Source organism: Metabacillus rhizolycopersici (genome assembly GCF_020075705.1).
Genome location: NZ_JAIQUM010000006.1, coordinates 17,097 through 39,594 on the forward strand (window position 1 = coordinate 17,097; position 22,498 = coordinate 39,594).

At 36.5% G+C, this 22,498-nt stretch carries 20 protein-coding genes; 16 read left to right on the forward strand and 4 right to left on the reverse strand.

Going from position 1 to position 22,498, the window contains the following annotated elements:
• Nucleotides 1–646 precede the first annotated feature (646 nt).
• The 3 genes from K9V48_RS04170 (at nucleotide 647) to K9V48_RS04180 (ending at nucleotide 5,092) form a co-directional block, all read left to right on the forward strand.
• Nucleotides 647–1,972 (forward strand): short-chain fatty acid transporter, encoded by a 1,326-nt coding sequence (locus tag K9V48_RS04170; RefSeq protein WP_224137216.1) that lies wholly within the window; start codon nucleotides 647–649, stop codon nucleotides 1,970–1,972.
• 761 nt (nucleotides 1,973–2,733) lie between these two features.
• The gene (locus tag K9V48_RS04175; RefSeq protein ID WP_224137218.1) at nucleotides 2,734–3,954 is read left to right on the forward strand and encodes an ATP-grasp domain-containing protein; all 1,221 of its coding nucleotides are present in this window, start codon (nucleotides 2,734–2,736) and stop codon (nucleotides 3,952–3,954) included.
• A gap of 79 nt (nucleotides 3,955–4,033) precedes the next feature.
• A complete protein-coding gene (locus tag K9V48_RS04180) occupies nucleotides 4,034–5,092 on the forward strand; it encodes a YheC/YheD family endospore coat-associated protein (protein WP_224137220.1) in 1,059 nt (352 codons plus the stop codon).
• A gap of 127 nt (nucleotides 5,093–5,219) precedes the next feature.
• Here the strand turns inward: K9V48_RS04180 and K9V48_RS04185 are convergent, their stop codons facing one another.
• Nucleotides 5,220–5,747, reverse strand: a complete 528-nt coding sequence (locus tag K9V48_RS04185) for a hypothetical protein (protein WP_308012496.1) — start codon at nucleotides 5,745–5,747, stop codon at nucleotides 5,220–5,222.
• A gap of 488 nt (nucleotides 5,748–6,235) precedes the next feature.
• Here K9V48_RS04185 and K9V48_RS04190 point away from each other — a divergent pair, with 488 nt between their 5' ends.
• From K9V48_RS04190 to K9V48_RS04240, 11 genes are all read left to right on the forward strand, one after another.
• Complete coding sequence (locus K9V48_RS04190; protein ID WP_224137222.1) at nucleotides 6,236–6,385, forward strand: hypothetical protein; 150 nt, start codon at nucleotides 6,236–6,238, stop codon at nucleotides 6,383–6,385.
• An 89-nt stretch (nucleotides 6,386–6,474) separates the two neighbouring features.
• Nucleotides 6,475–7,008, forward strand: coding sequence for a nitroreductase family protein (locus K9V48_RS04195; protein WP_224137224.1), 534 nt, complete (start codon nucleotides 6,475–6,477; stop codon nucleotides 7,006–7,008).
• 142 nt (nucleotides 7,009–7,150) lie between these two features.
• The gene (locus K9V48_RS04200) at nucleotides 7,151–7,363 is read left to right on the forward strand and encodes a hypothetical protein (RefSeq protein ID WP_224137226.1); all 213 of its coding nucleotides are present in this window, start codon (nucleotides 7,151–7,153) and stop codon (nucleotides 7,361–7,363) included.
• Between the two features lie 212 nt (nucleotides 7,364–7,575).
• Complete coding sequence (locus tag K9V48_RS04205) at nucleotides 7,576–8,376, forward strand: peptidoglycan-binding protein (RefSeq protein WP_224137228.1); 801 nt, start codon at nucleotides 7,576–7,578, stop codon at nucleotides 8,374–8,376.
• 416 nt (nucleotides 8,377–8,792) lie between these two features.
• Nucleotides 8,793–9,683, forward strand: a complete 891-nt coding sequence (locus K9V48_RS04210; protein WP_224137230.1) for a sulfite exporter TauE/SafE family protein — start codon at nucleotides 8,793–8,795, stop codon at nucleotides 9,681–9,683.
• Nucleotides 9,684–9,907: 224 nt separating this feature from the next.
• Nucleotides 9,908–10,063 carry a Fur-regulated basic protein FbpA gene (locus K9V48_RS04215; RefSeq protein ID WP_224137232.1) on the forward strand — a complete coding sequence of 52 codons (156 nt, stop codon included), beginning with the start codon at nucleotides 9,908–9,910 and terminating at the stop codon, nucleotides 10,061–10,063.
• A gap of 266 nt (nucleotides 10,064–10,329) precedes the next feature.
• A complete protein-coding gene (locus K9V48_RS04220) occupies nucleotides 10,330–10,779 on the forward strand; it encodes an RrF2 family transcriptional regulator (RefSeq protein ID WP_224137233.1) in 450 nt (149 codons plus the stop codon).
• Nucleotides 10,763–10,951 carry a YezD family protein gene (locus K9V48_RS04225; protein WP_224137235.1) on the forward strand — a complete coding sequence of 63 codons (189 nt, stop codon included), beginning with the start codon at nucleotides 10,763–10,765 and terminating at the stop codon, nucleotides 10,949–10,951. The genes K9V48_RS04220 and K9V48_RS04225 overlap by 17 nt, the downstream gene beginning before the upstream one ends.
• A 707-nt stretch (nucleotides 10,952–11,658) precedes the next feature.
• Complete coding sequence (locus K9V48_RS04230) at nucleotides 11,659–12,297, forward strand: class I SAM-dependent methyltransferase (protein ID WP_224137237.1); 639 nt, start codon at nucleotides 11,659–11,661, stop codon at nucleotides 12,295–12,297.
• Nucleotides 12,298–12,498: 201 nt separating this feature from the next.
• On the forward strand, nucleotides 12,499–13,422 hold the full coding sequence (locus tag K9V48_RS04235) for a PLP-dependent cysteine synthase family protein (protein WP_224137238.1): 924 nt from the start codon (nucleotides 12,499–12,501) through the stop codon (nucleotides 13,420–13,422).
• Nucleotide 13,423: 1 nt separating this feature from the next.
• Nucleotides 13,424–14,560 carry a bifunctional cystathionine gamma-lyase/homocysteine desulfhydrase gene (locus K9V48_RS04240; RefSeq protein ID WP_224137240.1) on the forward strand — a complete coding sequence of 379 codons (1,137 nt, stop codon included), beginning with the start codon at nucleotides 13,424–13,426 and terminating at the stop codon, nucleotides 14,558–14,560.
• Nucleotides 14,561–14,649: 89 nt separating this feature from the next.
• On the opposite strand, the gene hxlB is transcribed toward K9V48_RS04240, so the two are convergent.
• Nucleotides 14,650–15,207 carry a 6-phospho-3-hexuloisomerase gene (hxlB, locus tag K9V48_RS04245; RefSeq protein ID WP_224137242.1) on the reverse strand — a complete coding sequence of 186 codons (558 nt, stop codon included), beginning with the start codon at nucleotides 15,205–15,207 and terminating at the stop codon, nucleotides 14,650–14,652.
• 2 nt (nucleotides 15,208–15,209) lie between these two features.
• Nucleotides 15,210–15,851, reverse strand: coding sequence for a 3-hexulose-6-phosphate synthase (gene hxlA, locus K9V48_RS04250; RefSeq protein WP_224137243.1), 642 nt, complete (start codon nucleotides 15,849–15,851; stop codon nucleotides 15,210–15,212).
• 266 nt (nucleotides 15,852–16,117) lie between these two features.
• On the opposite strand from hxlA, the gene K9V48_RS04255 reads away from it, so the two are divergent.
• Complete coding sequence (locus K9V48_RS04255; RefSeq protein ID WP_224137246.1) at nucleotides 16,118–19,156, forward strand: cell wall-binding repeat-containing protein; 3,039 nt, start codon at nucleotides 16,118–16,120, stop codon at nucleotides 19,154–19,156.
• Between the two features lie 643 nt (nucleotides 19,157–19,799).
• The gene (locus K9V48_RS04260; RefSeq protein ID WP_224137248.1) at nucleotides 19,800–21,083 is read left to right on the forward strand and encodes a SpoIID/LytB domain-containing protein; all 1,284 of its coding nucleotides are present in this window, start codon (nucleotides 19,800–19,802) and stop codon (nucleotides 21,081–21,083) included.
• A gap of 76 nt (nucleotides 21,084–21,159) precedes the next feature.
• Here K9V48_RS04260 and K9V48_RS04265 read toward each other — a convergent pair whose 3' ends face one another.
• Nucleotides 21,160–22,086: a 1,4-dihydroxy-2-naphthoate polyprenyltransferase gene (locus K9V48_RS04265; RefSeq protein ID WP_438803866.1), complete on the reverse strand. Its 927-nt coding sequence runs from the start codon at nucleotides 22,084–22,086 to the stop codon at nucleotides 21,160–21,162.
• Nucleotides 22,087–22,498 lie beyond the last annotated feature (412 nt).

Below are 22,498 nucleotides of genomic sequence, written 5' to 3' on the forward strand. Positions count from 1 at the left end.
ATAAGGTGCTAAAATAAGTTTAATAGAGAGTAAAGAAACAGTCCAATTCATCCGCAGATGAATTGGACTGTTTCTTTTACAAATCTTTATGGGTGATGAAAAAAGGAATTTAATAGATGTATGATAGACTTTTCTATTTTAATCGGGAGAACCATGATAACTAAATCAAATTTTCTCCATCTACTAATATTGTTATACCTTTCCACTTAACTCAAATAATTTCAATTGAATTTTAGGGTGCAGTTTTCCAAATGAAATAGTTACTGCTATATAGCATTTTAAGTGTTGAAAATCCATTTAACAATCCTTTTTATTCGAATTTTTCATAGATATTATTCTTTTTATTTATTTCACTTATGGAATCTAAGACGGTATACTTTTAATTGATTTAAAATTCCAAAAATTAAGCATTCGCAATTAATTTAATATTTTTGTGTTTTAAGAACATGGTTCATATCTTTTCTTTTTGTAAGCGCTATCTTTTTGTTTGGTTAAAAAGGCTGTTTTCAAAATGATTGTTGTTTTTTGATGGGCTAGAAGCCCGAATCAAGGAAAAAGAGCCAAACCGGTCACTGTTGATGGCGTTCTATATGACAATAGTAACAAAGTTTGCGAAAACAGCCATTTGAAAAAGGAGGAGAATGTTTTGAAGGCAATGATTTCATTTTCAAACAGATTGATGCAAAGGTATATGCCTGATCCGTTTTTACTTGTAATTGTACTGACTTTTTTTGTGATTGGCCTTGCCGTTTTTTTGACAGATAGTACTCCAGTTCAAATCTTGGGTTTTTGGGGAGACGGTTTCTGGAACCTCTTAGAATTCTCTATGCAAATGGTCTTGATCGTTGTAACAGGACATGTTATGGCGAGTAGTCCATTTTTCAAAAAAATTTTAGGAAACTTAGCAAATATACCAAAGTCACCGGGTCAAGCGATTATCCTTGTAACTCTTGTAGCTCTAATTGCATGCTGGGTCAATTGGGGATTTGGTCTGATTATTGGAGCGTTGTTTGCAAAAGAGATTGCTAAGAAGGTAGAGGGTGTCGACTATCGATTGTTAATTGCGAGCGCTTATAGTGGATTTATTATATGGAGTGGAGGGCTTTCTTCCTCTGTCGCATTAACGATTGCCACTCCTGGTCACTTTACTGAAAAGCTCATAGGAGTTGTTCCAACAAGTGAAACTCTTTTTTCATCATTCAATCTAGTTATTGTAATCGGTTTAATCATTTTAGTGCCTATTATCAACCGATTTATGATTCCACCGAAAGAACAAGCTTTTTTAATCGATCGTAAACTATTGGAAGAATCAGATGATATGCTAGCGAGTACAGCTGAGCAGATTGAAATGACACCTGCCGATCGTTTGGAAAACAGTAAGCTTCTATCCTTACTTATTGGTTTATTGGGTCTTTCCTTTTTAGGATATTACATCGTTACGAACGGACTTGCTATTAATCTTAATATCATTAACTTTCTGTTTTTATTCATCGGAATTATCTTACATAAAACACCGAAGCTATTTTTAGAAGCAATTGCAGGCTCAGTCAAAAGTGCAAGCGGAATTATTATTCAGTTTCCATTTTACGCAGGGCTAATGGGAATTGTAACGGCTTCAGGGCTTGCAGGAATATTATCCAATGCGTTTATCGCGATTTCAAATGAGAATACATTCCACATGTTTACGTTATGGAGTGCGGGACTTGTAAACTTTTTCGTACCTTCGGGCGGAGGGCAATGGGCTGTTCAAGCTCCTGTTATGTTAGAGGCTGCTGAAGCACTGAACGTTTCCTTACCAAAAACAGCGATGGCTGTTGCATGGGGAGATGCTTGGACGAATATGATTCAACCGTTCTATGCATTGCCAGCATTAGCGATTGCTGGTTTAAAAGCAAAAGATATCATGGGGTATGGCTTGATTATTATGTTAATTACCGGGATCTTTATTTCTGCAGTCTTTTACTTTTTATAATCATTTTTTAACGAACGGGGTTGATTAAAAAATAGACCTTATAAAAATGCTCAGAGTTTTGTAAGACTCTGAGTATTTTTCAGCTTGTTGGGAACCCCCTTTCAGAAAAGTATAGTTGAGAAAAGGTTTTTTTAATATTTCAGGTACAATATATAGTATAAAGAATGAGTTTGACACCACGATATATAGTGCCAAAATGATTGTAAAAAAGATTCCGAGATTTTCTCGACAGCCTTTCTTTGAGTTTAGGTGAGTTCTTACCTGTCAAAATATGAAAAAATAGCCCTCCATCTCACCAAAAAGATGGGATGGAGGACTATTCCGGATCGTTTTTTCTTTTATTTCAACTATTTTTCACTAGTTTATATGAAAACCGTTCAAGTTGCCGAGAATTAAAAGGATTTCTCGACAATCTGTTTAAAACTCCTTGGTTGACAAGGAGTTTTATTTTGTTATAGGAAACTATAAAATTCTTGTACTGTGGATAAGCGCACGACAGCAAGCGTAAGCGCTTTTGTTCATGTCCAGAGTGCCCTTTTCTATTAAATGCTAAGCAAACCTTTTCTACACATGAATGTCATATTCGCCCTAGACTGACCAAGTCGCATGTGCTTTTCATACTTCAATCAAACATTTATATTAGATTTTAATTTTGTAAATTAGTTAAAGCATGTAGAACAACCTTTTTGGTGCTTTTATATTATACAAAGGAAGGAGCTAATTCTTTATGAAAATCATCAAAGATAGGATGTCATAAGCTAATGAGAACCATTGTTTTTATTGAAACGAATAAATCTGGATCGAGTAGAGAAGCAATCAAAGCGGCAGAACGACTTGGCTTTTTTACCGTGTTATTAACGACTAAACAAAACTTCATTTCTCAACGAACAGAATTTCCCGATGTACATCAAATGATTTTTATGCAAAGATTCGATGATGCTAAATTAAAAGAAACCATCATCAGGCTACAAAAACAAGGGAAACGAATAAAAGCGATTTTGAGTTTTATAGATCCTTTTGTTCATTTAGCAGCAGCCCTATCTGAAGCATTTTGTCCTAATGTTGTCTTCACTGATCCAATTCTAAAAATGGAAGATAAGGTTTTAACTCGTGAGCTACTAAAAGACCTCCCAATGTCACCTCATCATGTTATTTATTCACCAGATGATTCCTTAGAGGATTTTATCCAAAAACAAAAGGAATTTTTACCCCTTATTGTAAAATCCCCCTTATCTACCGGATCGAAAGATGTCCTTCTAGCAAATGATGAGAACGATTTAAGGCAATCAATGCAAGAATTACTAAAGAAAAAAGACAATGAAAAGATTTTACTTGAGGAGTATTTATCAGGGCCTCAATATTTGATCGAAGCTTTCGTATACAATGGAAAAGTTCATATTATTGCAATCATCGAACAAGAGATTACGTTTGTAAAACGCTTTATCGTAACTGGATATTGTCTTTTAACAGAAATCAATCATGCCTTATACGATAAAATCTATGAGACAGTAAGTTCTATCTTACAAGCTTTTCAAATGAAAAATGGTACATGTCACCTAGAAATGCGCTTAGTACAAGGAACATTGAAATTAATTGAAATCAACCCGAGAATTTCAGGTGGTGCGATGAATCGAATCATTGAAGTTGGATATGGAATTAATTTGGTAGAAGAAACCATTCAATTACATTTAGGAAATGAACCTTGCCTCACTAAAAAACAAAGTAAATACGTATATGTACATTATTTAACTGTTGACAAGAGAGGAAAGCTAATGAAGGTGACAGGGAAAAATCACAGCTCTCAATATCCTGGTGTAGAAGAGGTATTTATTAGACCCCGTAAAGGACAGATATTACGTCCCCCTTTATCAATGGGAGACCGTTGCGGATACATCTTGGCAACATCAGATGATAAAGAGGAAGCGAAAAGAATCGCCAGAGAAACAGCCAGTAAAGTACGTTTTCATCTTGATCCATTCTGAAAATTTTGAATGATATTCATTAATAGAGAGTGATTTTAATTTCGTAGTGGATTATAGAGAGAGGTGGAATAAAAATATCATGACCCTAATTGGAATGCTTCATCATCGTGAAGACCCCAAAAATGTAAAAAAATCATATGCATATGCTGCTGTAGCAAAAGCAGAAGGTATAGATTTTTTTTACTTTACTCCAAGGAAAGTAAATATTAAAGAGCAAAAAATTTTAGGGAAAGCCTATGAAAACGGTGAGTGGATCGAAAAGGAATTTCCCTTTCCTGACGCCATATATAATGCAAGTTATCCTGTAGGTGATAAAGCTGAGCAAATCTTTGATTATTTGTCTGATATGATCCCGTTTACAAGTCATTCAATTGGAGATAAATTATCTGTTTATAATAGAATTAATCAAGCGAAAGAATTTGAACAATACCTTATTCCTTTTTATAAAATAACTGACGTTCAGATTGTATTTCACATGATAAAACTGTATGGCAAAGTGATTATTAAACCGTTGTCTGGACATCAAGGCGGGGGCATCGTTTTCATTGAAGAATATGGAGAAAATCATTACAAAATTAATGAGACAGGGGTAAGATCAATAATTAATAAAAAACAATTGGTCGACTTTATATCTCTTAAAATAAAAGAAAAAGGTTACTTAGTTCAACAGTTTATTTCATGTCAAATAAAATCTGGTCATGTTTTTGATTTCAGATTGCACCTACAAAAAAATGGGGAAGGAAAATGGGTTATTACTTCTATCTTTCCAAGGATAGGGCGTTTTGGGAGTATTACAGCAAATATGGGTAGTGGTGGTTATAGCACTTATTTAGATTCATTTTTAAAAATAGAGTTTGATGATTCCTGGTATGATATGAAGAGGTATCTTGAACAGTTTGCGTTAAGCTTTTCAAACCATTTTGATTCTTTATATGACAGTGTTTCATTGGATGAATTAGGAATTGATGTCGGAATCGATGAGAACCAAAAACTATGGTTGTTTGAAGTAAATTGGAGACCAGGTCCGCCTGTTATATATAAACTTGAATTAGATGTAGCTAGAAATACGATACTATATGCTAAATATTTATCTGATACAAGAAAGCACAAACTAGACAATACTACCGATAAATTTTGATTATTGTAAAATTCACACGAAAGAGAGGCTGTCTCAAAAGTACGACAGCCTCTTTATAATCTTTAAAAATCTATGCTACATTCTACTGCAATAAAACTAAACAGAAATTTCCTTTTGTTGGAGCGAATTAAACTTCTTCTTGGTTGCCGCTCTCACCATCATTTACTGCAACACCGTCTCCGCCAACAGCATGTTGCTGTTTAGTATTTGAACTTGCAATGGCAGCATTAGTTCCACCAGCACTGTCGGTTCCGCCACCACTTGCTACTTGTGTAGCAGACGAGACTTCTCCAGCTTGATTAATCTGATTATTGATGACAATAACAATTTCATCGTCATCGTCACAATTTCCATGCTTTTCGTGCGGCTCATATTGATTACCATTCATACCAAAGTTTTTGGCTTCCCCCTCAGCTCCCACACTCTGTTGCTGTTCTGTATTAGACGAATCGATGGCAGCGTTATTCCCTGCTGCACTATTTCGCCCAGCCCCACTTGCAATTTGCGTGGTATTTGGTGCACTGGTGAACTGGTTGTTAATAATAAGTACTATTTTAGTTTTATCAGATATCGGAAATCTAGCAACGATTCGTTCCCCGTCATTTTCGACAAAGACATTTTCTGTTTCAGCATCATGATTTTTATCTAAACTCATTTTGAAACCCCCTTTCTTAAATAAATCTAGCAAAGGTATCACACATATTTTTACGTTTGTATGTGGTGAAATTTTCTCAAAGTGTATTTTGGATAAAATGTGGCTCGAGACCCCTAGTACTATAAAATGCTGAATGAAAAAAATTGCTTGTAGAGGTGTACAATATTTATCATTTGATTGAAAAAGGGCTGAAATTTTCAACCATCGAATAAACGAGAGTATTTTCTAAAAAATTTAGAAAAACAAAGTTTTAGAGTGAAATAAGTCCTTAGGGAGGAATCAATCGTGAAAAAGAAAGTTGGAACTTGTGCAAATTGCAAAAAAAACAATTTATTGTTTGCCCTGTTTTTCGTATGTCTAATTGCCTCGTTAAGCTAATGGGTACTCGTTATCATGTACGAGGAGTGAATAAATAGTAGTGATTGACGATATATTCTAGGGAATCAGATTGAGAGAAAAGAATTAAATCCACAGGGAGGGTGCAAGTAATGGAAGAAAAAGTAGGAACGTGCGTTTGTTGTAAGAAAACAATCTATTGTTTGGACGGCTTTTTAGATGGAGTGATAACAGAAGAAAAAATCCTATTTTGCCATTCATGTCTGAAAGAAAAAACTCAGTTTGAGAAAGAAATGCTCTGACCTAAAAAGTAAAAGTGTTGGATTTGTCATTATTTGTTAAAGTGAGAGAAGATCTCTAACTATTTATTTGAAAGATTGGGGGAAATAGAATGGAGTTTAACGATGTGGTAAGAAGTAGACGTGAGACGACAAGTTTTCTAAACCAACGAATTTCCGATGAAATAATCGAAGAGATCTTAGAAACGGCATGGTTAGCACCTACTGGTAATAATTTACCTTCGAGAGAGTTTATCGTTGTAAATGAAAGAATGATGTTAGATCATCTTGCAAGCACAACCCCATATGTCCAGTGGTTAAAACAAGCAAACTACGCAATTGTAATCACAGCACGACCTACTATAAGTAAGTATTGGTTGCAGGATTCATCCATTGCAAGTGGATATATCTGGTTAGCAGCTGTCAACGCAGGATTAGGTTGTGCTTATGGTGCAGTATTTAATGCTGTAGATGAAATAGAATCTAAGCAGAGAGAAACGTATGTAAAAGAAGCTTTGAACATTCCAGATGACAGAAGAGTTTTAACAATTTTAGGTTTGGGCTATGCTAAGGAAAAACCGAATAAAAAGGATTTGTCTAATAAAAATGAGATCATCTACTATCATTCATTTCGGAGCGGAGTTTAAAACGTAATCTGACCATTAATATTGTCTCAAGAATAACGTATAACTTTCGTTCGCAAGATGTTTTATTTTAGCCGATGTATTATAATGGCTTAGCATGCTTAAAAAAATAAATTATGATTCAATCATTGAAGGAGATAAACGAATGTCTAATACAGAAAATAATAATGAACAAAATACGCAATCAAATGAAAAAAAGAAGGTTAGCTTACAGGAGCTAATGAAACAGCAACTTGCAAATAAAAAACAAGCGCAACAAAATGGTCAACAGTCAAATAAGGGATTGGCACCTAATCAAAAGATGAAAAGCCAGCAATCGAAAAAGACGAGTAATACACGTAGAAAAATGGGAAGTTAATAGAATAGATTAGTTTGTTAAACACCGTGAAGATTAGTAAATCCGACACGGTGTTTTTTTGTAATCTAAAAAAAAGGACATTTTAGCATACCTATTAGTTGGCAATTTTTTCATATAATTAGGTCTAAACACGTAAAAATCGGTCTCTACCTTAGAATTTTAACTAAACCTCCGTATTGTTTGATGGATATAAATAAGGAGGTAAGAGTTTGATGAAAAAGAAATGGGGCTTAGTACTAGTTGTATTAACGATAACTGGTATCGGGTTGTTCTTTCCCTCAATCGGTGAGGCAACACTTGGGGATCGAACATTAAAAAAAGGAATGGTACATAACGATGTAAAGGAATTACAAGAGTATTTACTAGCAAAAGGGGAGTTTCCATATCATACAGCAACAGGTTACTTCGGAGATATAACCGTGGAGGCAGTAAAAGAATTTCAGAAAAAGAAAAGATTAAAAGTTGATGGAATTGCTGGGCCACAAACGAATAACAAATTAAAAGTACTTCGTTCCGGAGATATGGGAATGCCCATTATCAAGCTGCAACGATTATTAAAATCATGGGGTCATTATAATGGAACGATTGATGGTATTTATGGAAGTGGAACAAAAAATGCTGTGATTCAATTTCAAAAGAAAATGAGTCTAACTGCTGATGGCATCGCAGGTCCACAAACATTCAACAAGCTAAACGATAAAGCAACCGAAGTAGCTAATTCAACGAAGGAATTAACGGTTGAAAGTACAGCATATACAGCATATTGCGACGGTTGTTCAGGGATAACGAAATTAGGTATTGATTTAAGAAAATATCCAGATGGTAAAGTAGTAGCTGTAGATCCAAACGTCATTCCATTAGGATCAACAGTCGAAGTAGAAGGATATGGTACGGCAGTAGCGGCAGATGTAGGTGGAGGCATTAACGGAAATGAACTTGATCTATTTTTCGCGAATGAAACGTCAGCATTAAATTGGGGAAGAAAAAGTGTTAAAGTGAGAGTAAGAAATTAAGAGATTCGTTTGAAAATTAGATCTTGTAAGAGTAAAAAGGCGATTCTTTATTTGATATGAATCGCCTTTTTTGTGGAAAATAATGGGCTGATTTCGTTTTTTGGAATGATTAAGGGGGAACAGTCATTTTATGTTTGAAAAACAAGAATAAAACCATTTTTTTCTACAAATTATAGTTGACAGGTCGGAATAATGGGATATATAATTTGATTAATTAGTAATAAATTCGCCGATCGGAAAACCGAAGGCCTAACCTTATATCTTCTGTAGGGTTAGGTCTCTTTTTGTCTAATTCTTAATTGCCACCAAAACCGTTGCTTAAAGACTAAAGAGGGGTAGGGATCCGTGGCTGAAAAGATTAAGGTAAGTCTCGCTTTTACATTTTTATAAAATAAAGTGATTTTGGGGTGGATTGTATGAAAAAATTAATCATTTTTGCTCTAATTGGTTTGTTAGCACAGTTAATTGATGGTTCTTTAGGAATGGCTTATGGGGTAACCTCTACCTCGCTCTTGTTAGCTTTTGGAATTGCTCCAGCTGTTGCATCAGCATCGGTACATTTGGCTGAGGTTGTGACGACTGCGGCATCCGGAGTCTCACATATTAAGTTTGGAAATGTCGATAAGCAAACAGTATATCGCCTTATTATTCCAGGATCAATTGGTGCTTTTTTAGGTGCAACATTTCTTAGTAATATACCTGGAGATTTAGCAAAACCATATATATCTATTTTTTTACTTCTGTTAGGTGTATACGTACTCATTCGATTTCTGTTCCAATTTAAGCCACAAGAAGAAGGCAAAGGACTTAATTTAACTAGGAAACAATCGATTCCGTTAGGGTTAATCGCAGGTTTTGCTGATGCAACAGGAGGAGGAGGATGGGGACCAATCGCCACGCCTGTTTTGTTATCGAGAAAAGGAATGAGCGCACGTAAAGTGGTTGGTACAGTGGATACAAGTGAATTTGCAATTGCAGTTTCTGCTACGCTCGGATTTTTTATCTCTTTAGGATGGGAAGAAGTGAACTGGTTATGGGTTGGTGCATTAATGATCGGCGGCATTATTGCAGCACCGATTGCTGCATGGTTAGTTCGTAAAATACATCCACAATTAATGGGAGTTCTTGTAGGAGGATTTATTATTTTAGTTAATGCTAGAACATTACTTACAACTTGGATAGATGACTCATCGACTTATCCATTTATTTATATCGGCATTGCCCTGCTATGGATTGGAGCAATTATCTTTTCAATAACGAAAATAGTAAACAATAAAAATTCAAAACCAATTGATTTTAATTCATAAGATCAAAATCAAGGAAACGGAAATGATCTCTCCAAAGTATTTTCATTTAGATGTTTTATTTGATCATCAGTTTGGAGACCAAAAAATACAAATGTCAAATAGCAAATAGCAACATCAAAACAGTTCTATATCATATTTCCATATTGGAATAAGCCTTTGTTTGTGTGAAGTGATAGTCGACAAGTTCTAATGAAATAGTAACAATAAAAAGGGAGTAATAGTAAATGAACCAGTTACGTGAAGCGATATTTCGAAGAAAGGAAAAATTAATAAAAAAGTTAATTACACGAGGAGTTTATAAAAAGGATAATAAACATTTGTATGAATTAACATTATCAGAGATTGAATCGGAATATGAAAATGAAATGAGGATGAAATAGCCAATCGAAAACGTAAAAGCTAAGGAGTTTTTCAATATTCCCATTTGATTTGTGACCTTCTCTATGAACAATTTCCTATTTTAAAAATAATTTGTTTTTTTTTCATTTTAATGATTGATTTACCAATAATTCCGTACTATGATAAACAAAAAACCAATATAACCTATCTAATTTGTCGGTATTTAAAGTAGAACGATCATATAATCAAACGTTGAAATGATGTAATAAAGTCGACTGAAATACTCGACTTTAACTAGGAGGAAAAGATGAAGGTCTCAAGTAAAGGAGAATACGCATTACGGGCATTATTAGCGTTAGGGAAAAATCAAGGGAAGGTCATGACCATTCAAGAAATATCAGAAAAAACTCTTGTAACAAATAGCTACCTTGAACAATTGTTACTTCAGTTAAAAAAATTTGACTATGTACAAAGTAAACGGGGAGCAAAAGGTGGGTATTTGCTTCACAAAGACACAAATGAAATAAATATTGGGGAAGTCATCCGAAACTTAGAGGGGCCATTATCACCTATGGGCTGTGCATCAATCACCAAATATGAACCTTGTCCTTTAGAAGCAGGATGTCAATTGAAACCACTATGGTCATTAGTTCGAGATACAATTGCTGCTGTTCTCGAACGAACGACACTTGAAGATTTACTATTAAACCGAATCAACTTATTGGAAGGGGAGAAGCTAGATGTCTTCAAAGCATAAAATTGATCAAGATGTAATCGATAAAATTATTAGCCTTTTGGAAAATATCGAATTTGGTACTGTTCAAATAACTGTCCATGATTCCCAAGTAACACAAATAGAGAAAGGTGAAAAATATCGTTTTGCCTTGAAAAAAAGCAATGAGAAGCTTAGAAGTGTAAATGGTAACTAACATGTGAAAATGAACTTGCCTTTATGATAAGTGCCAATACACTCGCTTTAACCAAATAAATATCAGAATCAATTCTATTCAATTCGCCAGAAATATACGTAAGGAAAAACGAAATTAATACCCTCATTTGTTGTTATACAAAAATAGCATGCTTAAACCCTCCTTAAAATACACTAAATGGATCAAAATAATCAGATGGACTTTGAATGTACGTTCAACTTGTTAACGGTTTACGATAAGGTTCAGTCCAGTGTGCATCCGAGGACTTTACGAGCAATTTCTCTCTTGTTCGTGAAGTCTTTTTTATCGTTTTACCAGGAACCTATAAAATTCTTATACTGTAGATAAGCGCAAGACATCCAGCGTAAGCGTCCGGCCCCGAAGCACAGGACGTCGCGTTCTTGACTGCCTCTTGGGTCTACAGCCAATCAGGAATTGAAGGTAAAAAACACCTTCTATTCCTGATCGTCTTATTTGCCCGAGGCTGATCAAGGCGCTTGCGCTTTTGTTCTCGAGAGTAAAAATATTCCAAAAAGATTAAGGTAAGCCCTACAAGCCGTCCATTGCGATAAAGAAAACCCTTAATGTCGGAAATCTCGCTTTTTTGATGGAGTTAGCCATACATGTTATAAAACATGAACAGTTCGCTAATATAATCCATACTATATCTATATGAATTGTAAACTTTAAACAAAAAGGTGAAGCGAATGGGAAGAGAATTTATAGATTTGTTTGAAAGCTGGTCAGCAACCTATGATGAAACTGTGCTAGGAAATGACCTTGAATATCGTGAAGTATTTAAGGACTATCAACAGATTCTTGAACAAGTTGCGGTCTTGGCGAATGGCCATGTTGTGGAATTTGGGGCGGGCACAGGAAATTTGACGGAAAAACTACTGGCCCTAGGATATACAGTTACTGCAATTGAACCGTCTTCTGAAATGAGAAAGATAGCAAATGAAAAATTAACTGGTGACGTGGAAATTATTGATGGAGATTTTCTAGACTTTCCTATAACTGAATCAGTTGATTCAATTGTTAGTACGTACGCATTTCATCATTTGACAGATGTAGAAAAGGCAAAAGCAATTGCAATTTACCGAGATCTGTTAAATAGTGGTGGGAAAATTGTATTTGCAGACACGATGTATCCATCGAAAGAAGCGTATTTACAAGCAATAGACGATGCAAAAAAGGAAAACTTCCTTTCGCTAGCAAATGATTTAGAAACAGAATATTACACGACCATGCCTTACTTACAAAGCATGCTTGAAGCGAATGACTTTAAAGTTACCTTTTTCCGTTGCAATCGTTTTGTCTGGATTATGGAGGCTGTGAAAAATTAGGGAGATATTCGTTAATGAATTGGTTCTAGTATATCCCACTCTTTATATGCAATATGCAGTAAAGCTCCTAGTTTTAGATTCAAGACAAAAGAGCGGATAACTGCCAGTAGAGATTAAAGTTAGTCTCTTTTTATCTCAGATGAACGGACAGTAACCTCTGCTACAAAACATTGAAAAATTTTAAAAAGAGGGGTGAATCTATTGAAAGTAGTCCAGAGCATTCATGAATTAATCGGTGATACCCCTATGCTAGAAATCACACAGTTCCCTCTTCCAAAAGGTGTCCGTATTTTTGCAAAACTAGAATTTTATAATCCTGGAGGAAGTGTGAAGGACCGCCTTGGCCGGGAGCTGTTGCAGGTAGCTTTCCGCAATGGAGATTTGATGACGGGCGGGACATTAATCGAACCCACCGCTGGCAATACAGGGATCGGTTTAGCACTTGCTGCAATAAATAGTGGGATAAAAGTGATCTTTTGTGTTCCGCAAAAATTTAGTATAGAAAAACAGGAGATAATGAAAGCCCTCGGTGCTGAAGTGGTCAATACACCGACAAATCTAGGAATGGCAGGAGCAATCAAGAAGGCGAAAGAATTGCTGAATGAAATTCCTGGGTCATTTAGCCCGCAGCAATTTTCCAATCAATCGAATCCTGACACATATTATAAAACGCTTGCTCCTGAAATCTGGAATCAGCTTGACGGAAAAGTGAATATATTTGTTGCAGGGGCGGGTACTGGTGGTACGTTTATGGGAACAGCAAAATATTTAAAAGAAAAAAACCAAAGCATTAAAACAGTTATTGTTGAACCGAATGGGTCGATCTTAAACGGCGGGAAATCGAGACCACACAAAACGGAAGGCATTGGCATGGAGTTTTTGCCATCTTACATGGATAAGAGCTACTTTGATGCTATTCATACAATTAGTGATAGTGAAGCATTTTCAAGCGTAAAAGAACTTGCCGTGAAGGAAGGTTTGCTTGTTGGAAGCTCCTCTGGCTCTGCATTTTGCGCCTCGCTAAAAGAAGCAGAACATGCACAACCTGGTACAAATATTGTCGTCATTTTTCCGGATTCAAGTGAAAGATATTTAAGTCAAAATATATACAGTGGAGGTAGCTGATGTGAAAAAGAAAACTCAACTTATTCATGGGGGAATTATGGGAGATGAACATACAGGAGCAGTTTCCGTACCTATCTACCAGGTAAGTACTTACAAGCAAGAAGGACCTGGGAAACATAAAGGATATGAATATTCTAGGACTGGAAATCCTACCAGGCATGCTTTAGAAGAGCTAATCAAGGTTATTGAGGAAGGAAAACGTGGATTTGCTTTCGGATCAGGTATGGCGGCAATGACTGCTATCATGATGCTATTTAGTGCAGGAGACCATATTTTACTTACTGATGATGTATACGGGGGATCTTTTCGAGTTATGACAAAGGTACTAAATCGTTTTGGTCTTGAGGCAACCTTCATTGATACAAGTGATGTAAGCAATATTGAAAAGGAAATCAAAGAAAACACTAAGGCTCTTTTCATTGAGTCTCCAACGAATCCATTATTAAAAATTACCGACATTGAAGGTGCTGTAAAAATTGCCAAAGCGAATGGAATGTTAACGATTGTTGATAATACGTTTAGCACACCATACTGGCAGAATCCATTGAATCTTGGTGCTGATATCGTGCTACACAGTGCAACAAAATACATTGGTGGTCATAGTGATGTTGTGGCAGGGCTTGCAGTTGTTAATGATGAAAAGTTAGGTAACGATCTCCACTTTATCCAAAATTCCACAGGCGGGGTTCTTGGTCCTCAGGATGCATGGTTATTAATAAGAGGGATTAAAACACTTGGAATTCGAATGGAGGAACACGAGCAAAATACCAAGCAAATCGTGGATTTTTTATTACAGCATGACGGGATTACGAACGTATATTATCCTGGAATAGAAACACATCCAAATCACGAAATCGCGAAAAGGCAAGCGCGTGGATTTGGGGGAATGGTTTCATTTGATGTCGGAAGTACTGAGAAAGCAGAGAAGGTACTTACTAGTGTAAACTATTTTACATTGGCAGAGAGTCTAGGGGCAGTTGAAAGTTTAATTTCGATTCCTGCGTTGATGACCCACGCTTCAATCCCAGTAGAAAGACGTAACGAATTGGGGATTACAGACGGCTTGATTAGAATTTCAGTTGGTCTTGAAGATGCTGAAGATTTAATTGATGATTTAAAACAAGCGTTGGAAGATTAATAGACTTTAACTAATTTCCGAAATGCAAAAAGTCCTGAGTTTACTAATAGTAGACTCAGGACTTTTTGCATTTCGGAAAGGATGTAGAACTATTCTAAATTAGCATGTCTACCATACATTGTTTCAGAATTCATTCCTTTTCTTTCCATGAACCGTAATATGACAGAATCATAAATCAATAGGAGACTTTGTTCAAATAGGGAACCCATCGGTTGGATGGATTTATTTCCTACGTCTTCTCCTGATTTTGCTTGAGCGGGCACTTGAATTGTGATATCTGCAAGTTTCCCGATCGTGGATTCTGGGAAAATCGTTATCGCTGCAAGCGTTGCACCAATGTTTTTTGCTTTTTCAGCCATAGCAACTAGGCTTTGTGTCTCACCAGAGCCGGAGCCGATGATAAAAATATCACCTTGCTCCAAATTTGGTGTTACCGTTTCACCAACAACATACGGGTCAAGTCCCATATGCATCATTCGCATGGCAAACGATTTGCCCATGAAACCAGATCGTCCGGCACCTGCAACAAATACCTTTTTCGCTTCTAATATGCCATTGACAAGTTCTTCAGTTTCATTATCAGAAATCAACTCTGCAGTACGCTGCAGTTCTTTCAAGATTTCTGTAGTATATTGAGTAGTCAGCATGATTACGCAGTAACCGCTTCTTTAATAAGTTTTTGCATTTCAGCTGCAGTAGCTTTTTTGTCTTCTTTGCTCGTAATACCACCGCCAACAATGACAAGGTCAGGATTTGCTTGAATAACTTCAGGAAGTGTTTCAAGTTTGATTCCACCAGCAACTGCTGTTTTTGCATTTTTTACAACACTTTTAATGATACGTAGAGCTTCAAATGGGTTTTGACCTTCTGCTTGTAAGTCATATCCAGTATGAACACAAATATAATCTACGCCAAGTGCGTCTAATTCTTGAGCACGGCCTTTAAGATCCTTTACAGCGATCATATCCACTAAAATTTGTTTACCTAGTTTTTTAGCTTCTTCAACTGCACCTTTAATTGAAGCATCTTCTGCAGCGCCAAGAATTGTAATGATATCTGCACCAGCTTCAGTTGCTTTCATAACCTCATAACCTGCGGCGTCCATAATTTTTAAGTCAGCAAGAACTGTTAAATTTGGGAAAGCTTTTTTTACTTCGTTAACTGCGCGAAGTCCTTCGTTAATCACAACAGGTGTTCCGATTTCGACAACATCAATATGGTCTTGTACTTCTTTCACAACTTCGATTGCTTCTGGTATATTTACAAGATCTAGTGCTAACTGTAATTTCATAAATTTATTCGCTCCCTTTGTAAATGATAAATTTTATTCTTTTCACCATTATTATACATTTTCAGGTTATATAACAGAAGTAGGCACTTTAAAATCATATAGTAACAAAAAGTATACTATCACCTGAATTATTCATTAGGAGATATTTGCCTATTTCAGAAAATCTGTGAATAATTCAGGTGATAGAAACAATTTCCAGTTTCGTAGATTTATGGTTTAATAGAAAGTGTTAGAAGGTTTGCTAATTTACATATTGGAGGTTCTACATGAGAAAATGTTCGATTCGCTTTACGTTTATTTTAGTAGTTTTGTTTACATTTTTGGTCGGGCTGCTTACGCCTTATCAGACAGAAGCTCAAACTGCGAATATACCAGAAGTAGAAAAAATACTTACAATTTCCAAACCAGTCCAAGGTCAGTTTGAAAGCAATGAACAGGTACACTGGTACACAATTGAGTTGAAAGAAAAAGAAATGGAAGATTTCACGCACTACCGTATAAAGTTTCAATCTGAACAGGAAATGAATGTGACAGTGTACTCAAGTCTGGAAAATGCAGTGGATAATATTGCATTCGAGCGTTACATGGGATATTCATTCCAGAATGAAGAAGCTATGATCGATTTTCCAATTGGCTGGGAAGGCCCTTATTATATAAAGGTTGAGCATTTTGCTGGAGAAGAACCACCTGTTCTGGAAGAAGAGGGCGAAATACCGGCACCTGTTTATACAATTGGCTATGACGGAGTAACGCTGCCGCCTTCTGATGGAGTAATTGGAGAGGAATGCCCAGCTGAGCTGAGTACGAAGGAAAGAAAAAATGGTAAAAACATTTTAATAGATTTAAGAACGATTCGCGAGGATGTACTTGCAAAAACAGATAAAGGGAAAGAAATAACTGCTATGTACTACAAAATGGCTCCTTTCCTGAGTGCAAAAATGGTCTTAAGTAAATCCCTTAAAGATCAGGTTTACCAAGATCTCGTTCAACTGAAGCCGCTATTTGCAGATGTAGCTAAAAATGGAAGCGTCAGTACCTACAAAATTACTTCTAAAGATCAGGAAGCGATTAATCGTTTATACGCATCTGCACTTGATTCCGTTCCTGCCTATTTAAAAAAGGAAATGGAGAAGACAGGAAAGCAGACTGGCATTTCGAATTTAACCAATTCCACTGTCGAAGCAATTTTGAAAAAAGCAGGACTTGCCCTGCCAAAAGCAAGTGATAGCAGCCGACTGATTGTAAAACTTAAGGAAGGCAAAAAATTGAGTGCCATTCAATCCAAAATAAAATCATACGGCATCCAGTCGGTAGACAAGCTTGATGTGAAGCCAACCGCGCTGCCGAACACGTATGTTGTTGAAACGAACAGCAATACTTCTGCTTCTAAAATGGTAAAGGGTCAGATCTCAAAACTACCAGAGGTTGAGTTCGTAGAGCCTGTTCAGGAATACAAATCTCTGACAGTAGATTCTCAATTTTCTTACCAGTGGTCCCTAGAAAATGAAGGTAGAGATGGCGGTAAAGAAGGAGCCGATATTCAATATGAAGAACTTCAGGAGTTGCTGAAAGATAAAAAGCTTAATGATACGGTCATCGCAGTTGTGGATACTGGGGTAGACCATACACTTGCTGATTTAAATGGAAAAGTACTAGCAGATAAGGGCTACAACTATATAGCTAATAACAATGACACCATGGATGACAATGGCCATGGGACACATGTGTCAGGAATTATCGCAGCTAAAGCTGACAATCATTACTCGATGGCAGGAATCAATAGCCATTCGAAAATCCTGCCGGTCAAGGTACTGGATGCAAACGGAAGCGGTGATACTGAATCGATTGCCTTTGGTATTATTTACGCAGTTGATCATGGAGCAAAAGTCATTAATCTCAGCCTTGGAGGTCCTTATAGCCGTACGATTGAATATTCATTGAAATATGCAAATGAACACGGGGTAACTGTAGTTGCAGCTTCGGGGAACGATGGCTTTGAGGAAGTTTCCTATCCTGCTTCATCTAAATATGCGACTGCTGTAGGTGCTACTAACCGTTTGGATATCGTATCCGATTTTTCAAACTATGGAAGAGGAATTGACCTTGTAGCTCCTGGTACAGATATTCCAAGCTTATTGCCGGACGGTAATGTCACATATATGACGGGAACATCGATGGCAGCACCGCACGTTGCTGCAGTTGCAGGATTGATTCTTTCCCATAATCCTGATTTAACACCGAAGGAAGTTGAAAAGATCCTGACGAAATCTGCACAGGATGTTAAGCTCGAGGAAGAGGACAACTCAATGAATGGGGCCTCTTACGATGAAGAGCCGGCTTCAGACTACGACAACGTATCTGGCTGGGGAAGATTAAATGCTCCTCAAGCCATTTTGGCAATTAATAAGGCAAATGAAATCACAATGGAACGAATTGCAGGCTCAGACCGTTTTGAAACAGCTGTCAGCTTGTCTAAAAATGGCTGGGAAGAATCAGAAGTGGCAGTTCTTGCAACCGGACATAATTATCCGGATGCATTAAGCGCAACACCGCTTGCATACCGTTACAATGCACCATTATTGCTGACAGATACAAATAAAGTCCCTGCAACTGTGAAAGAAGAGCTTGAGCGCTTAAACGTGTCTAAGGTTGTTGTCATTGGCGGTACATCAGTTATTACACCTAACGTAGAAAAAGAGCTTAAGAGTCTTGGAATTAAAACGATCACACGCATTAGCGGGAAAGACCGCTTTGAAACAAGTGTGAAAATTGCGGAAGAATTAGGTGAAGTGTTTGGAGCAGTGGTTGCAAACGGCAATGGGTATGCAGATGCCCTTTCGATCGCACCGATTGCTTCTACTCTGGAGATGCCGATACTATTAACGAATAAAGATAAGGTTCCTGATTCTATCCGTGATTATGTCAAATCAAGTGCAATTGAGGTTTCGTATGTCATTGGAGGAGAGCAAGCCGTGTCGAATAAAGCAGCTGAACTCTTCCCTAATTATGAGCGTCTAAGCGGAAAGACTCGCTATGAGACAAACAGCATGGTCATTGATTATTTCTCAGACATTCTGGACATGTCGACTCCATTCATTGCTACCGGTGAAAATTATCCGGATGCCCTTTCAGGATCTGCATTGGCAGCGGTGTATGGAAGCCCATTGATCCTAACAAATCCGTCTGAAGCAAAGCAAACGACGAAAGATACGGTAGCTGCATACGCAGATTACGTTTCTATGTATTATATTATTGGAGGAGAAATCGCCCTTCCAAACAAAGCAGTAGAAGCTTTATTTCAATAAAAACAGCTGGAAGAAGACAAAATGGTAGTGGACTAACCTAAAATAGTGACACAATATAAAACACCTTCGGAAATGGTACACTTAATAGTGTGACCCTGTAAATTGAGTCAAAGAAAAAACACCCCTGTATCGTATTAGTTATCTAAACGTTATGGAGGTGTTTCTCTTTATGTTGACAAGAGTTTACTAACCAGAAGGATTGATAGGGAAACCGTTGAAATGAAGTTATTGAAAAAATCAATTCATTTACAGTAATAGGTGGGACTATTGCTGTAAGTGAGTAGGGGAAGCCACGACAAATTAACAAAAGTATACGTGAATTATTCATACCTTCTCTAAGGTCATGCATTTAGTCAAAAAACAAATCCATTTGTAATCTTTTTAAAGAACTTTGTTCATGTTACTATCAAAAAAATCCCAAAATAAGGAACTTGAAATCCCCATTTTTAGACAGACTACTCCCTTGGTATTAAAACTGATTTTAAAAAAACGGCAAATGAAGGGGTTATTCTATCTGTAGGTTCTGAATTCGATATTGTAATTTTACATAATAACCAAAATGGTAAAGAGAATAAAAATAGTTCTTTAAAGTTATTCCAATCGCAAATGAATAAATGCCTAAGCTACACGGAACGATAGGTATATGAGATACCTTTATCTAAGTTGTTTTTTGTTCATCATTTTATCCATTTTTCCAGAAAAATCGAATGCTGAAGAAATGGTCAAAATAAGACTCGTTAATTACATCGGCGAAACGGACCACATTGATCTTCAATTAGAAGGAGCTTATTCCACCCTTGATCCAACTCTACTATTAAAAGAAGGAGTGAATTATACTTTATCAGTTAAAAAAGGAACGATGTATTTGAGTGGAGAAGGAATGAAGCAGAGGATTGATGGATCGCTTGTTCTCATCCCTGAAACCTATGATATTGATCATAGTGTTACAATGAATAAGAGATCTTATTTAGGTGCTATGGAAATTGAATTGGAAGAAAATAAGTACATCCGTCCGATCAATCAGCTACCATTAGAAGATTATTTAAAGGGGGTAGTCCCTTTTGAGGTTTATCCTACTTGGGGGCTTGAAACACTGAAAGCACAGGCATTGGCAGCACGCACTTATGCCTTTTCTCATTTAAACGAGGAAATGGACGATACAATAAAATATCAAGTATATGGCGGATTTACTTGGAATGAAAATACGACGAAAGCGGTTGAACAAACAACGAACGAGGTGATTACCTTTCAACATCAACTCATTGATGCGTTATACTCAGCAAGTAATGGTGGCATCACAGAGAATAACGCTCATGTATGGGGGGGGGAAGCAATGTCGTATTTTCCAGTGAAAAGGGATCCATATGACCCGACTGAGCCATGGCAGTATACGATACATAAAACGCAAATAGATCTAGATGAGATCGATTGGAATAATCCGAATTGGTGGGAGGAATCTAAGGAAAAGGACGAAAAAATCATTCATGCTATGAAAAATTGGATGCAAGAAAATGGTTACCCTGGTGATGTTAAAATAATTGCCATTCCTCGATTTGAGCTTTCAAAGCAACAACTTGATTCAAAACGTACGGAGAAGGGATCCATTACGGTTGAGTTTTTGCATCGTTTAATTGATGGTACGATTTTATTTGAGCAACTAGATCTTAACGATGTCAAGTTAAATAAGATACGGCCAATGATTGGTGGAAATCTGTTCAAAAGTTATCTTATTGATTCCCTCGAATATGATAGAGATATGTACACGATGAAAGGAAAAGGGTTCGGTCATGGGGTAGGAATGAGTCAATGGGGAGCTAGTATTATGGGAGATTCGGGTAAGACATATGAGGAAATTCTGCAATTTTATTACCCGGGGACAGCAATTACTCATTTTTCAAAAAGAATAATCGATAAAACCTTGGACTAAAAAGGGGATAGTCCAAGGTTTTTAGCTAATAAGGAACGATCACACAATCTATAATACTACTGACAGATGTCTCGCTTTATCTTAAGCCGTAGCTAATAAGTAAACCGAGTGATAATAATAAGCCAAACACGGTGTTTGTTTGAGCAGTGGCTTTCATTGCCATGATTGTCTTTACAGGTATTTTTTGCCCTAAAAACCCATTCATGGCTTGGATTGGTTTAGGAATGCTTAAAAATACAAGGAGTATCCAAGGATTTATTGTTCCGAAAATCACTAAACCAAGCACCCATATATAAGCGATGATAAACATTGCTCCTAAAATGTAAACAGCACGTTCTGAACCAACTAATATAGCTAATGTCTTACGACCACCTTTAATATCCTCTTCAATATCGCGAATATTATTAGATAAATTTATCGCACCAACAAGAATCGCAATCGGAATCGATAAAAGTATGCTTTGAACATTTAATGTACCCGTTTGGATAAAAAATGAAATTAAAATAAAGAAGGATCCCATACATAATCCAGAAAACAGTTCACCAAATGGAGTATAAGCAATAGGGAAAGGTCCGCCTGTATATAAGTACCCAATCGCCATTCCGATCACACCAACCAAAGCCAACCACCAACTACTATTCATGCATATATAAAGTCCTAGTACCAGAGCAATCCCATAGGAGCTTAATGCCATCATTAAAACAGTTTTCGGTTTCATCCCGTGACGTACGATTGCTCCGCCAATCCCAACAGAATCTTCCGTATCCAATCCACGTTTAAAATCATAGTATTCATTAAATAGATTCGTTGCAATTTGAATCCAAAGGCATGAAAATAGCATAGCTATAAACAGCCAGAAATGAAGATCTACATAAAACATCGATAAAATCGTACCAATTAAAACAGGTACAAATGATGCTGTTAACGTATGAGGGCGGGTTAACTTCCATAATATTTTTATTCTACTTGAATCATTATTACTTTTTGTCACAATAACTCTTATCCTCCCGTTAAATGAAATAAGATTAGATTTAGTACTAACGATACTATACCATATTGTTTAGAGATTCGTACCGATAAAACGATCATCTCGCATGCTTTTGTCATTTTTGTTGTTCATGACCAATATTTTCTACACTATCAATTAATAAATTTTTCTAAAATAGATGTCTGCCATCTTTAATTCTGATACACGCAAAGAGAATCCTCTCGTGGTAATCTCTTTGTGTGCTAAATTGTTGTTTGTTTGAAAAGGCTAGACTAGGTTGGATAAGTTCTTTTTTTCTATACTAAAATCGAGATTTAAGAAAGAATATGAAGAAGAAAACAGGTAAAATAAAATGAATAAGGTGTTTTTTTGTCTCAGACAATGTACCTTAAAACGAGTTACGAGTTTTTCAAGCTATTCCTAAACA